13 protein-coding genes are annotated in these 12,536 nt (G+C 45.8%); 10 read left to right on the forward strand and 3 right to left on the reverse strand.

The annotated features are described in order from the left end of the window. The 3 genes from eutC to ZMTM_RS04575 all read left to right on the forward strand — a co-directional run bounded on the left by eutC (nt 1) and on the right by ZMTM_RS04575 (nt 2,826). Nucleotides 1-813 carry an ethanolamine ammonia-lyase subunit EutC gene (eutC, locus tag ZMTM_RS04565; RefSeq protein ID WP_221765131.1) on the forward strand — a complete coding sequence of 271 codons (813 nt, stop codon included), beginning with the start codon at nt 1-3 and terminating at the stop codon, nt 811-813. Nucleotides 814-1,420: 607 nt separating this feature from the next. After that, the gene (locus ZMTM_RS04570) at nt 1,421-2,377 is read left to right on the forward strand and encodes a hypothetical protein (protein WP_225907099.1); all 957 of its coding nucleotides are present in this window, start codon (nt 1,421-1,423) and stop codon (nt 2,375-2,377) included. A gap of 212 nt (nt 2,378-2,589) precedes the next feature. Further along, entirely contained in the window at nt 2,590-2,826 is a 237-nt protein-coding gene (locus ZMTM_RS04575; RefSeq protein WP_221765132.1) for a hypothetical protein, read from the forward strand. Between the two features lie 93 nt (nt 2,827-2,919). Here ZMTM_RS04575 and ZMTM_RS04580 read toward each other — a convergent pair whose 3' ends face one another. After that, a complete protein-coding gene (locus ZMTM_RS04580) occupies nt 2,920-3,915 on the reverse strand; it encodes a helix-turn-helix domain-containing protein (RefSeq protein ID WP_221765133.1) in 996 nt (331 codons plus the stop codon). 247 nt (nt 3,916-4,162) lie between these two features. On the opposite strand from ZMTM_RS04580, the gene rlmD reads away from it, so the two are divergent. Beyond that, a complete protein-coding gene (gene rlmD, locus ZMTM_RS04585) occupies nt 4,163-5,509 on the forward strand; it encodes a 23S rRNA (uracil(1939)-C(5))-methyltransferase RlmD (RefSeq protein ID WP_221765134.1) in 1,347 nt (448 codons plus the stop codon). Between the two features lie 30 nt (nt 5,510-5,539). Here rlmD and ZMTM_RS04590 read toward each other — a convergent pair whose 3' ends face one another. After that, on the reverse strand, nt 5,540-5,845 hold the full coding sequence (locus ZMTM_RS04590) for a hypothetical protein (protein ID WP_221765135.1): 306 nt from the start codon (nt 5,843-5,845) through the stop codon (nt 5,540-5,542). A gap of 261 nt (nt 5,846-6,106) precedes the next feature. Here ZMTM_RS04590 and ZMTM_RS04595 point away from each other — a divergent pair, with 261 nt between their 5' ends. Both ZMTM_RS04595 and ZMTM_RS04600 read left to right on the forward strand, forming a co-directional pair. Next, entirely contained in the window at nt 6,107-6,268 is a 162-nt protein-coding gene (locus tag ZMTM_RS04595; RefSeq protein WP_221765136.1) for a hypothetical protein, read from the forward strand. Nucleotides 6,269-6,275: 7 nt separating this feature from the next. Beyond that, on the forward strand, nt 6,276-7,724 hold the full coding sequence (locus tag ZMTM_RS04600; RefSeq protein WP_221765137.1) for an ABC transporter substrate-binding protein: 1,449 nt from the start codon (nt 6,276-6,278) through the stop codon (nt 7,722-7,724). Nucleotides 7,725-7,736: 12 nt separating this feature from the next. Here ZMTM_RS04600 and ZMTM_RS04605 read toward each other — a convergent pair whose 3' ends face one another. Further along, nucleotides 7,737-9,281 carry an HDOD domain-containing protein gene (locus tag ZMTM_RS04605; RefSeq protein WP_221765138.1) on the reverse strand — a complete coding sequence of 515 codons (1,545 nt, stop codon included), beginning with the start codon at nt 9,279-9,281 and terminating at the stop codon, nt 7,737-7,739. Nucleotides 9,282-9,436: 155 nt separating this feature from the next. Here ZMTM_RS04605 and ZMTM_RS04610 point away from each other — a divergent pair, with 155 nt between their 5' ends. The 4 genes from ZMTM_RS04610 (at nt 9,437) to ZMTM_RS04625 (ending at nt 12,535) form a co-directional block, all read left to right on the forward strand. After that, nucleotides 9,437-9,919 (forward strand): L,D-transpeptidase, encoded by a 483-nt coding sequence (locus ZMTM_RS04610; protein WP_221765139.1) that lies wholly within the window; start codon nt 9,437-9,439, stop codon nt 9,917-9,919. A 6-nt stretch (nt 9,920-9,925) separates the two neighbouring features. After that, entirely contained in the window at nt 9,926-10,837 is a 912-nt protein-coding gene (gene nikB, locus ZMTM_RS04615) for a nickel ABC transporter permease (RefSeq protein WP_404804703.1), read from the forward strand. Next, complete coding sequence (locus ZMTM_RS04620; protein WP_221765141.1) at nt 10,834-11,643, forward strand: ABC transporter permease; 810 nt, start codon at nt 10,834-10,836, stop codon at nt 11,641-11,643. Before nikB ends, ZMTM_RS04620 begins: the two co-directional genes overlap by 4 nt. A 187-nt stretch (nt 11,644-11,830) precedes the next feature. Further along, on the forward strand, nt 11,831-12,535 hold the full coding sequence (locus ZMTM_RS04625) for a queuosine precursor transporter (RefSeq protein WP_221765142.1): 705 nt from the start codon (nt 11,831-11,833) through the stop codon (nt 12,533-12,535). The last annotated feature ends 1 nt before the right edge of the window (nt 12,536 follow it).

Here is a 12,536-nt window from a genome sequence, read left to right on the forward strand (position 1 = left end):
ATGAGTAACTCAGATAAATCTGCTTTAGCCAAAGATGCTTTCGTACAAGATCCGTGGCAACAACTCAAAGGCTTTACTCGTGCTCGTATTGCATTGGGCCGAGTAGGTAGCAGCCTTCCAACCAAAGAGGTGTTGGATTTTGGCCTGGCACACGCTATGGCAAGAGATGCCGTACATTTGGCATTGGATATAGATGCATTAGAACAATCGATTACCACGCTCGGGATTACGACACTCAAAGTGCATAGCAAAGCTCCAGATCGTGCCAGTTATTTACTACGCCCTGATTGGGGTCGCAGGCTAAATGACGCAAGCCTTTCTTTGCTGCAGGATGTCAAACCGAAAAGTCCCGTTGATTTTCTTGTTGTAGTGGGCGACGGCCTTTCATCATTAGCGGTTGAGCGGCATGTAGAACCATTGTTGCGAGAAATGCAGGCATTAATTCCCGATACATGGTCTATAGGCCCGGTTGTGCTTGCAAGCCAGGCGCGTGTTGCGATTGCAGATGAAATTGGCGAGACACTAGGTGCGCGCATGACAGTCATGTTAATTGGTGAGCGCCCTGGTTTAAGTTCACCTGATAGCCTAGGTATTTATCTGACCTATGCCCCAAAACTCGGTTATAGCGATGCCGACCGTAATTGCATTTCAAATGTGCGGCCAGAAGGCCTGAATTACCCAGCGGCAGCTAAAAAACTCATGTGGTTGGCGAAAGAGGCGATGCGTTTGCAACTTTCTGGTGTGGCATTAAAGGATGAAAGTGATGCTGTGCAAATTGAGGTAGAAGCGGCAGTGCAGTTATCAATCGACTAAGGTAAGGGTTAATCATTACATTTATCTAATGACTGCTATCGACCCATAGCAGACTCTTGCATAATTAAAGCTTAAATCGTAATAGGCGTTTATTTATCGATAAGTGCTATTAAATCACCGAACATCTACAAGTGACATTCAACCCACGCAATGGCATCTGACTCATAGTCAAATTCAGGTGATATCCTCAGATTTGAACAGTCGATGACCTGAAATTTCCCATCAATGTTTTTTAATGTCAGGTCGTCGTTAATTCGATTGATGGTATCTCCTCGACTCATGTCGTAATCAAGATCCACGTTTTTCCAAGTATGGGTAATTGTCACTTAATAGTTCCAGTTAGAAATGTGCTCAAAAGTTAATAGTGAATTTATTGGGATAGCTAATTAACGTCAATGCCCATAAAAATACTAGCTACGCCTAACAATCACTGATTGGGTGTTTTGATTTTGGCAGATTATGCTGACGTGAATATAGGACAAATCCCTAATTAATCCATTTAGTACTTCCTTTAATCTTGATTCTCATAAGTCAGCTCTATGGCATTGCGAAAAGTAACTCGTAATCTCAAGAGCAATACCTTAAACCAAATATGAGGATCTACAAGATGGCACTATCAAAAACATCAAGCGCTGAGAGTTTAGGACATCAGCCAGTACTCCCAGAAACTTACACTGATTATATTCACGCTAACGCCAGCGTTGTATCTTGGGCTGCGATTTTGGCCGGTGCAACATCAGCAGCGGCTTTCTCATTAATCTTATTGGTATTGGGTGCAGGCTTAGGATTGTCATCCATTTCACCATGGGCTCATGAAGGTGTTAGTGCAACAGCCTTTGGTGTCTCTACCATTGTATGGGTTGCGGTTACGCAAATTCTGGCTTCTGGTCTAGGTGGTTATCTGGCAGGCAGACTCAGAACAAAGTGGACTGGTACTCATGTCGATGAAGTTTACTTTCGTGATACGGCACATGGGTTTTTAACTTGGGCCGTAGCTACGCTGGCAACTGCAGCATTGCTCTCATCTGTGATTGGGAGTGTCGTCGGCGGTACTGCAAAAGCAGGCGCGAGTCTGGCTGGCGGAGTTGCCACCGCTGTAGTTTCCAGTGGGGTAACAAGTGCCGGAGTCGAAATGGGTAGGCATCATGACAGCAGTGGTCTTGAGGGCGGACCTATTGCGTATCTGGTGGATTCATTGTTCCGTCCAGATCCTAATGCTACGACTGACACTTCACAGAGCTCTGTACCACTGCCTGAAGTTACCCGTATTTTTATAAACTCAGCTAATGCAGAAACGTTACCTCCGGTCGATGCATCTTACCTAGGGCAGCTAGTTGCCAAGCACACTGGCTTGAGTCAGCAAGATGCTGAAAGACGAGTGAATGATACCTTTGCCAGCCTGCAGGCAAAAAAACATGAGGCTGAAGCAATGGCAAAAGATGCAGCCGAAAAGGCGCGTAAGGCTACGATTTACGCAACTTTGTGGCTGTTTGTTTCGTTCCTGATGGGTGCGTTCTCAGCAAGTCTGGCAGCCACTTGTGGTGGCCGGTCGCGCGACGTGTAATTTAACTTTTATTATTTAAATCAATTAAGGAGATCACCATGCGTTCACTACTATTATTCTTTCTTGGCGTACCTATCCCTATCATTATTCTGATCGCCTTGTTCGTCCATTAAATCTATGTGTTTTAGCTTGGCCTGAGTGTTAAAAGGAGATTGTGTTCTTTTCTGAATATACTTATAACACTCAGGCGTTCTTAGCTTAGGAGTCGTAAATTGAATAAACCCGCGGTCAGAAACATCATTGAGTCAACGCTAAAGAGTGGTGATAAAACTCCAGGGTTATTTGATATTCCTAAGATTTTAAAACTTAAATCGAGCTTAGAGTCATGCGCCTCTGTAGAGGAGGTTATTGCTCTTCTTGAAGGTAATCGGAATCTAATAACAAAGGCATTTGGCTTAGATGACAAGGTAATTGCGAATGGTATAGCAGCAATAAAAGACCTGAGTTAAGGCTTTAGATTGGGTTGAATTATTAAGGCAGCAATGGCCGAAAGTAGTCATCACGGATAAATTTATTGCAGGCTCTTTATGTTTTGTAGAGTTTTAGTTTAGGCTACGCAATCTTTTGAAGGTCATTGAAGGTAATTCACCAAACATCTTTTTGTATTCTTGGGAGAAGTGACCAAAATGCCAAAAGCCCCAGTAGGCGGCGGCTTCTGTGACTGAGTTTGCGGTTTTTAGCATGTGGCGTACGCCATTTAAGCGTTCTGCACGTAGGTAGGCAATCGGGCTGATATTAAGCAGGTTTTGAAAACAGTATTGCAAAGTGCGGCGGCTTACACCGAGTTTGAGGCACAGGTCAGCAACACTCACAGCGTTGTCTTGATTGCTCAGTACAATCTCGCGTGATTCGGCGATGATATTCCAGCATTTTGCGGTAGAAATCGGGTCGCTATATGTTTCATGCTGGCTAAGTAAACTTTCTGCCACTAATGAAATCACACTGGCTCTTAGCGACTCAATCATTTGCGCATCCTCGAGCAAGGCTGGCGTATGACTGACTGTTTCAAAAACGCCAGTCATAAACTGGCGAAAGTTATTCACTTCATGCATGCCCATTGGCTCTACATGGGCATTTTCACAGTGGTCAATCACGGTTTGCTGATCATCCACAGAGAGTGTGGCCAGCAATGCGGCACGGTTGACGGATATGCCACCCATTACCAGTTCAGTTGGGGATAAAAACTCAAAACCATTGTTGCCAGAAAAAATATGCATGGATTCGGCTTGGCTGATGGAGCCGCAAAACAGGCCATTACTTTCTGACCGAATCGGCATACCAACTGCAATCACATCATCGCCCAGCTTGCCACTTTGAAACAGTTTTTGGCTTGTGTGCTCCATAAACAAGTGCGTATCTTGAAACTTCATTTCGGAGATAAAACCGTTGAAATTGCCAGATGAAATCTGCGAGTAATCCTGATTCCAGCCTTGTAGCAGCGCTGCCTGTTCGTCAAAATCATGGGTTTGCTGATGGTTGAAACTGAACGCAGGGTCAGCTAAAGCGCTTGATGCGATGATGCTGGGAAGAGATTGCATGATGTCGTTGCTCCCTGTGATCAGTTAAGCAGAATATGCTTTTGAAACCAGATGATTTTAGTCTCTATTACACAGCAATAATCATGCCCATAAAAATGTCATTTATTGTTTGTTTTCAATGAGATTTATCGATTAATCAGCGATATTCTGCACCGTTTTATTGCGATTTGAAAATGCATGCACCAGTAATTGCTCTGCATGCTTATTCTGCACTGCCGAAAATACGCGACTACGGTAAAATTACGCTATGAATAATTCAAGCAATCAAAACAATTCCCAGCCGAAGATAAACGCAGAAATAGAGTCTCTAGACCAAGAGGGGCGTGGCGTTGCACATGTTGAGGGCAAGACTATTTTTATTGATGGCGCGTTGCCAGGTGAGATAGTGACTTATATTTCAACGCGCAAAAAATCCAGCTATGAGTTTGCACATGTAGATCAAATAATCAAAGCCTCAAATTTGCGCACAACGCCTAAGTGCAAACACTTTGGGCAGTGTGGTGGCTGTTCGATTCAACATCTAGAGTTTTCAGGACAGGTGGCAGCAAAGCAGCGCATGCTTGAGAGCAACCTCAAACATATTGGCAAGGTAAAGGCAGAGGCTATATTACCGCCTTTGTATGGGCCTGCTTGGGGTTATCGCCACAAAGCACGTTTGCGTGTGAAATATGTGGAGAAAAAGCAGCGTGTGCTGGTAGGTTTTAACGAAAAAGCCACGCGTTTTGTGGCAGATATTCAGAGCTGTGATGTGTTGGTACCTAGCGTTTCCAAACTCATTATGCCGCTGCAAGAGTTGATCATAAAGTTAAGTTTGCGTGATCGTATTCCGCAGATTGAAGTAGCAGTTGGAGAGCATGCGATTGTGCTGGTGTTGCGGATTATGGATCCACTTGCCCCAGCTGACGAGCCATTGCTACGGGCGTTTGCTGATGAATACCAAGTGCAGATTTGGACGCAAAGCAAAGGCCCGGATACGGTGATGCCTTTTTATCCATTAGATGGCGCAGCGCTTAGCTATTCGCTACCTGAATACAATCTGACGTACCCATTCAAGCCCACCGAATTCACGCAAGTTAATCCGCATATCAACAAAGTCATGTTGCGGCGCGCCATGCAATTATTGAAGCCAAATGCAGATGAGCGCATTGCTGATTTTTTCTGCGGTTTGGGTAATTTCACCCTGCCTATCGCGCGCAGCGGCGCCAAGGTGTTTGGCTTTGAGGGTTCAGCAGCGCTAGTCAGCCGTGCAGTAGAAAGTGCATCACTTAACGACCTGCACAGTGAGGTGAGTTTTAGTGAGGCAGATCTATTCAAGATCACCCCTGAGAGCCTTAACATGCTCGGCTATTTCGATAAATGGCTCATAGACCCGCCACGCGATGGCGCAATGGAGTTGGTTAAAGCGCTGCCAGAAGATCACAACATGATACCTAAAGCGATTGTCTATGTCTCCTGCAACCCCGCTACGCTAGCGAGAGATGCAGGGATTCTAGTCAATGAAAAAGGCTATGTATTGAAGGCGGCTGGCGTCATCAATATGTTCCCACATACTTCACATGTGGAATCTATAGCGCTATTTGAATTAGCTAGTTGAATCAACCGAGCCAGAGATATTGAGCAAAATTTATTTGCTCAATATCTCACGATAGATCGCTTCTCTGTCCTGCTGATTTGCTTGTGCCAATTTGGAAAAAACTCTGTCGTCCAGCCGTCTAATTTTTCGGCGATTGGATTTGATCTCTATCTCTCGCCAGCCCATCAGTATTAGCCAATCCCACAACTCTTGGGTAACTGGTGCTGTGATCTTCATTGCAGTTTGTTGCTTTGCAATATAAGCATTAATTGCGGGCGGCTTACCAACTCTGGGCATATGACGACGTTCTTTAGCGGGTTTGCCACCAAATACGAGGGTTTTTAGCGCATCAAACATTAAAGCAGCTCCTTTTAGTCATCCCCGACTTGATAGCAGCTAAATCCAAAACTACGGATACTTCATGCAATTTTCTATAGGTAATGAGTTTTCACACAAATATCCCGATTGCTTCTTTTCATTTTGACTTATGGAGATGTAATATCCACATATGAGAGCAACATAGTTTCTAAAAGTTGCCTGAAGCATTCAATTAACAAGCCATTCTGAAAAATGGCATCAAGGGATTAGATCATCGGGGATAGCAATGAGGAACGTAATATGGCATCCCGACATGAGAAGCAGATTTATGAAGGCCAGTCTCGCAGGCTAGAAGAGCGTCGCAAAAATGATCGTAGAAAATCCGTCAATATTATTAAGTTTCTTAGTTATCTGGCGGTAGCCATTGTCGCAGTGGCCGTAGTGAAATTTCTAAAACTATAGAGTGGTTATGAAACAACTGGCACTTGTCATCATTTTAATAAGCGCCTGTTTTTCAGCTTGTAGCAAGCCAACTGAGCCCAATAAAAATGCCCAGCAGGCTATTCGTATTGGGCTGGCACAAGCACCACTTAATCTTGACCCACGTTTTGCTACTGATGCTGCATCCGCACGTATCAATCGCCTGTTGTATCGATCACTTGTAGATTTTGATGAGCATTCTTTGCCGGTGCCATCTTTAGCTAACTGGCAGCAAATCAGCCCGTTCATCTATCGCTTTAAACTGCAGCAACAAGGCCGCATTTTTCATCATGATGCTGCATTGACTGCAGACGATGTTGCTGCAACTTATCAATCTTTTACCCAACTCAAGGGTTCGCCTCTCAGTAACGAGTTTGCCAATATCCAGCAAGTTAAAGTGGTTGATGTCGATACAGTCGATTTTTATCTAAAGACCGCAGACCCGCAATTCCCCTCACGCTTAATCATTGGAATTTTGCCTGCTGATTTAATCAAGTCAGGCCATGATTTTGCGCATCAACCCATCGGTAGCGGGCCGCTAAAGCTCGTGAGTTGGAATAGCCAGCTAGTGCTTGAGAGAGTCGTAGATCAACAGATTTTTAGTTTTTCAGAAGTCAAAGACCAGACCGTGCGCGTGCTTAAACTAATGCGCGGTGAGGTCGATATGCTACAAAGTGACCTGCCGCCAGAGCTGGTGAAATACCTGAGCCAGCAGCCTGAAATTACCGTGCAGTCAGCGCAGGGAGCTAATTTTTCCTACATCGGCCTGAATATGCAAGATGCACTGTTGAGCAAGCCTGAAGTGCGGCTTGCCATCGCACATGCCATTGATACGCCAGCAATCATCATGCAAGTATTGGTCGCAGATAGCCGTCAGGCAGGTGCGATATTGCCCCCCGAGCATTGGGCTGGCAACGCAGCACTTACGCCGTATGACTACAATCCCAAGTTGGCACGTGAACTACTTATAAAGTCTGGCATTCAACTACCCCTCAAGCTGGTTTATAAAACCTCTACCGATGCCCAGCGTGTGCGGCTTGCCACTATTATGCAGGCTCAAATGCAGGCGGCAGGTATTGATCTCGAAATCAGAAGCCTTGATTGGGGTACTTTTTTCGATGACATCCAGCACGGTAAATTCCAGCTTTATGGCCTCACCTGGGTAGGTATCAAAACGCCTGAAGTCTATCGCCTAGCCTTTCATCGCCAGTCCATTCCACCCAAAGGTGCAAACCGTGGACAGTTCAAAGATGCTAAGCTAGATCAACTAATAGGGGCCGAGAACTGGCCTGCCGTTACCCAATATGTGCATGAACAACTGCCTTACATTCCGCTCTGGTACGAAGGCCAGTTTGTCGCGATGCATAAAGGTTTGGTAGATTACGGTTTGAAGGCGGATGGTAGCTTGGATGGCCTTGCCACAATCCACAGAAATTAATATCTTCCCAGCTTATATTTTCTGCTTGAAACCTAACGTAGCTTGGTTACGCAGGGTGCGCAACAAAGTAAGTTGCTGGGGCTTTATCTTTAAGCCATTGGTGATATTTGAATCGGCATAAATCAAACCAATCACTTTGTTTTTGACCGTAATCGGCAGCAAGAGAAAGCTTTTTGCTTTCACTTTTTGATGAAACCATACGGGGATTTTTGCAGCAATATTCTCAGCGGAGACATCTTCAATCACGATATCCACTCCTTTATCAACCGCCACATGAAATACATCAGGAGTACTGTCTAGTGGAAAACTTAAATCGCCCAACAAGTCGCTAATTTCCTTACCAAATCCAAATTTCGCCGACATGCTGTTTTTCTTGGGGTCGCGGATGAAAATGATGGTGCGGTTAAATGCCATACCGCGATAGATGGTTTCAACCACCATTTGCAGTAAATCGTTAAGGGTAAAGTCATGGATTAGTGTATTGGTAATGTCCTGAATTCCCTCGTTCAATATGCTTTCAGGCGTCCTTGCTTGCTTGTCCTCAACCAATTCAGCTTCTAATTGCTGAATTGCATTCATGAGATTGTCTTCTTCTTTAATAGCTATCGGCGCTTGAGTGGCACCTGTCCATGCGCTGATGGTTTGCAGCACAGGGCTTTTAGCTACTGAGATATTTAAAATAGAAGCGCATTGCTGCATTTCCTCCAGACCTTCTTTAAGCGCTTGGCCGAGCGCATCACTGTTTAATGCAGTGGCGTCTTTGTACCGATCAGCTAAAGCGTTTAATGCTGAAACTCTCTCGGTTTCCAAAGTCTTGAGTGCCATCATGCATAGTTCGTTAGCAAGTGAAGATATCGCGCTTAATCGTTCAAGCTCAGATTGCGTCGCTTTGATTTTTTGAGAGGTCTGCTTTTTCATGCCTTGAATTAGACGTTCTGGAAAGCACCATTTTTTCGCTACTGCATTGCCTATATCCTGATAACTGACCCCTAGAGTTTGCACAACAGCTTTTTGCTCTTGAATGTCGTCCGCAATCAGAGCATGAATCTTCTGGCTTTCTTCGTAAAAAAAGAACACCGCCAATAAACGACCCAAGTTCTGGAACATGCCGCAAATCATGCCTTCTTCAGGGTCTGTGAGCTTGTTCTCACGGCATAGCGATTTCGCTACTACCCCTGCGAAAAACGCCATCACAATGTCGTTTTTCATTTCTTGTGCTTGTGATTTGTTTTGCATGAATTCAAGCAGAATCAAACTCATAGAGAGATTCCTGACAGTTTCCTGCCCAAGAATAATGACTGCTTTTGATATCGTATTGATGCGGCCACCATATTGGCTGAAATTGACGGTATTAACGAGTTGCAGCACTTTATGTGTGAGCGAAACGTCATGCAAAATGGCGTTGGTCAAGGTCTGATTGTGGCCAAGGTCATTTTCTACAATACGATTGATCTCAGCGACGGTAGCAGAAAGCGCGGGGAACCCATGGCTACTATCCATGCGATTTAAAATTTTTTGTAATGGTGTTGAAGCGGATGCTGGATTGATGTTTGTCATACTTGCATGCTAACAAGCAACTACTGGCATCACAACAGGCTTGGCTAATTTACTTTAACGCTCTGCTTGGTATATCGATACTTGAATTCATGATCGTCTGTTAATATCTTCTGCAACTTGATTCTCTGCGGTTGAACCCTAACAATTTCATCAATATGCGCATTCAGATATCTATAAAACTTCAAACACTTACCCTACTAAACCTTCAAGATGAGGTAGTAGCGACGTTTGCAGTTTCAACCGCCGTCAATGGCGCTGGCGAGCAAAAAAACAGCTACCAAACACCACGAGGCAAGCATATTATCCGCGCCAAAATAGGTGCTGGTGCTGTGCCCAATACGGTATTTAAAGGCCGCAGGCCAACGGGCGAAATCTTCACGCCTGAGTTTATGTTTGCTAACCCAACGCGTGACTGGATTTTGACGCGAATTCTGTGGCTATCAGGCACTGAAGTTGGTAAGAATCGGCTGGGCAACGTGGATACCATGCAGCGCTATGTATATATCCACGGTTCGCCGGATAGTGTGGAGATGGGCAAGCCTGGCTCGCATGGTTGCATCCGTATGCGTAACCAAGATGTCATCGCCTTGTTTGATCTGGTGCCTGTTGGCACATCCGTCAATATTACGGAAGACTGATTGTTGCTGGCCAAACGTCTTTTAGCACTTATTCCCGTAGTTTTCGGCATATTGCTACTCACTTTCTTGCTCGTGCATCTGGTGCCCGGCGACCCAGTAGATGTCATGCTGGGTGACTCTGCGGCATCAACTGATCGTGCGCAATTGCGTGCTGAGCTAGGCTTGGATAAATCCCTGCCTGTGCAATTCATCAGCTATATCGGTCATCTGGCACAGGGCGATTTTGGGCGCTCTATCCATACACAAGCTTCAATTTCAAGCATGTTGGTTGAGCGTATTCCCCGTACAGCAGAGCTGGCGATAGTGGCGTTATTGATTGCCATGGCGATTGGCCTGCCGCTTGGCATCTTCGCAGCGCTTAAGGCTGGTAAATGGTTGGACCACAGCGCCAGCGTATTGAGCTTATCGCTCTCTGCCATGCCACATTTTTGGCTGGGGCCATTACTCATGCTGGTGTTTGCATTGTGGCTAGGTTGGCTACCAGTGAGCGGTATGGAGCATGCGAGCTCAATTGTATTGCCTGCCATGACTTTGGGTTTTGGGCTTGCTGCGATCCTCACTCGCATGACGCGCGCAAGCTTGCTTGAAGTGCTGAATGAAGATTTTGTGCGTACGGCGCGCGCCAAAGGCTTGAGTGAACAAGCGGTGATTGTGCACCATGCGCTGCGTGCCGCATTATTGCCGATTATCACAGTGCTTGGCTTACAGCTTGGCAGCTTGCTGGCAGGTGCCGTGATTACCGAAACAGTATTTGGTTGGGATGGCATAGGCCGCTTGTTGGTGGAATCGATTGAAAAACGCGATTACCCCGTTACCCAAGCCTGTGTGTTGGTGATTGCCCTGAGTTATGTGCTGATTAATCTGGCGACAGACTTGTTGTATGCAAAGCTAGACCCTAGATTGCGATTTGCATCATGAGCGCTCGGGTAACACAATATTGGCCGTTGGCTGTTCTATTGTGTTGGTTATTTCTTGTTTTGATCGCCAAGCTATTACCGCTGCAGCCAGACCATATTGAGCTTACACACATACTCGGCAGCACCAGTCAGCATGCTTGGCTGGGCTATGACGATTTGGGGCGTGATGTGTTCGCCAGATTGCTTACGGGCGCACAAGTCTCACTTTTAGTCGCATTTTTTGTAACTGCGGTCACCTTTTCATTCGGTACTTTACTCGGTTTGATTGCGGGGTTTTATGGCGGCTGGATAGATCGCCTTTTAATGCATATTACGGATGTATTTCTCGCATTCCCTGGCATATTGCTGGCGATTGCGTTTGCCGCAGTGTTGGGCCCGGGGCTCAATAATTTGATACTGGCGCTGAGTATGACGGGCTGGGTAGGCTATGCCAGATTAACCCGTGCGCAAGGTTTGGCATTACGTAATCGGCAACACGTACAGGCGGCAATTTCTTTAGGTGCTTCAACGCCACGGATTATGTTCAAGCACATGCTGCCGTTACTTGCCGCACCACTTCTTGTGGAAGCGACCTATAGCATTGCCAGCTTGATTATCGCAGAAGCTAGCTTGTCGTTCCTTGGCCTAGGCATACAGGCACCACATGCTTCTTGGGGGGCTATGCTGCGTGATGGCGTCCGTTTTATGTTGGTAGCGCCGCATTATGTGTTGGCGGTAGGCTTTAGCCTGATGTCGCTGGTGTTGGCAATTAACGTACTTGGCGACCAGTTGCGGGATAGATTAGATATAAAGCGTGTCACAAGCTAAGGGCGCTCTACTTAACCCTGACTTCGTCGCTATGCTTCGTTACTCACACAAAATTTCTCCTTACATATCAAATATATGCCGCGTCAAAATTTTGTGTTCGCGCCTCGCCTAGCTTAGAATTCAGGCTTAATTAGAACACCCTTATATATTGCAACTATTGATTAACCCTATATAAAGCCCTGAACTCATGCAACAAGCGCGCAGTTATCGGTATTACGATTTAGTGATGGTGGCATTTGTCACCGTATTGGTGTGTTCCAACCTGATTGGGCCAGCCAAGATATCGCAAATTTCATTGCCGATTGTCGGCACGCTCACCTTTGGCGCGGGCGTTCTGTTTTTCCCTATCTCATTCATTTTTGGCGACATTCTTACTGAAGTCTATGGTTATGCAAAATCGCGGCGCGTGATTTGGGCGGGCTTTGCGGGCTTGGCGTTTGCCTCCGTCATGGCGTGGATGATTGTGGCATTACCGCCCGCGCCATTCTGGCAGAACCAGGATGCTTACGAGATTGCCTTTGGCTCTGCATGGCGCATTTCGTTAGCCAGCTTGGTGGCCTTTGCCGCAGGTGAATTCGTCAATTCGTTTGTGCTGGCCAAAATGAAAATCTGGACCAATGGCCGCTGGCTATGGACGCGCACCATAGGCTCCACCATTTTCGGTGAGGCAGTTGATTCCATTTTGTTTTATCCACTGGCTTTTTATAACACTGGTATCATCCCCAACGACAAATTATGGTTGGTAGTCGTGGCACAGTTTGTCGCTAAAGTGGCTGTGGAAGTTGTGTTGACGCCAGTGACTTACAAAATTGTCGCGTTCCTCAAAAAAGCCGAGAACGAGGACTATTACGACACCGATACTAATTTCAATCCTTTTAACCTGAAAAGTTAAC

The sequence above is a fragment of the Methyloradius palustris genome, assembly GCF_019703875.1.
Lineage (GTDB): Bacteria > Pseudomonadota > Gammaproteobacteria > Burkholderiales > Methylophilaceae > Methyloradius > Methyloradius palustris.

What these genes read in the sequence shown, in the direction of transcription:
- ZMTM_RS04620 (WP_221765141.1), top strand. Translation starts at nt 10,834, where the DNA reads ATGAGCGCTCGGGTAACACAATATTGGCCGTTGGCTGTTCTATTGTGT.
- eutC (WP_221765131.1), top strand. Translation starts at nt 1, where the DNA reads ATGAGTAACTCAGATAAATCTGCTTTAGCCAAAGATGCTTTCGTACAA.
- ZMTM_RS04590 (WP_221765135.1), bottom strand. Translation starts at nt 5,845, where the DNA reads ATGTTTGATGCGCTAAAAACCCTCGTATTTGGTGGCAAACCCGCTAAA.
- ZMTM_RS04600 (WP_221765137.1), top strand. Translation starts at nt 6,276, where the DNA reads ATGAAACAACTGGCACTTGTCATCATTTTAATAAGCGCCTGTTTTTCA.
- ZMTM_RS04605 (WP_221765138.1), bottom strand. Translation starts at nt 9,281, where the DNA reads ATGACAAACATCAATCCAGCATCCGCTTCAACACCATTACAAAAAATT.
- ZMTM_RS04580 (WP_221765133.1), bottom strand. Translation starts at nt 3,915, where the DNA reads ATGCAATCTCTTCCCAGCATCATCGCATCAAGCGCTTTAGCTGACCCT.
- ZMTM_RS04595 (WP_221765136.1), top strand. Translation starts at nt 6,107, where the DNA reads ATGGCATCCCGACATGAGAAGCAGATTTATGAAGGCCAGTCTCGCAGG.
- ZMTM_RS04570 (WP_225907099.1), top strand. Translation starts at nt 1,421, where the DNA reads ATGGCACTATCAAAAACATCAAGCGCTGAGAGTTTAGGACATCAGCCA.
- ZMTM_RS04625 (WP_221765142.1), top strand. Translation starts at nt 11,831, where the DNA reads ATGCAACAAGCGCGCAGTTATCGGTATTACGATTTAGTGATGGTGGCA.
- ZMTM_RS04610 (WP_221765139.1), top strand. Translation starts at nt 9,437, where the DNA reads ATGCGCATTCAGATATCTATAAAACTTCAAACACTTACCCTACTAAAC.
- rlmD (WP_221765134.1), top strand. Translation starts at nt 4,163, where the DNA reads ATGAATAATTCAAGCAATCAAAACAATTCCCAGCCGAAGATAAACGCA.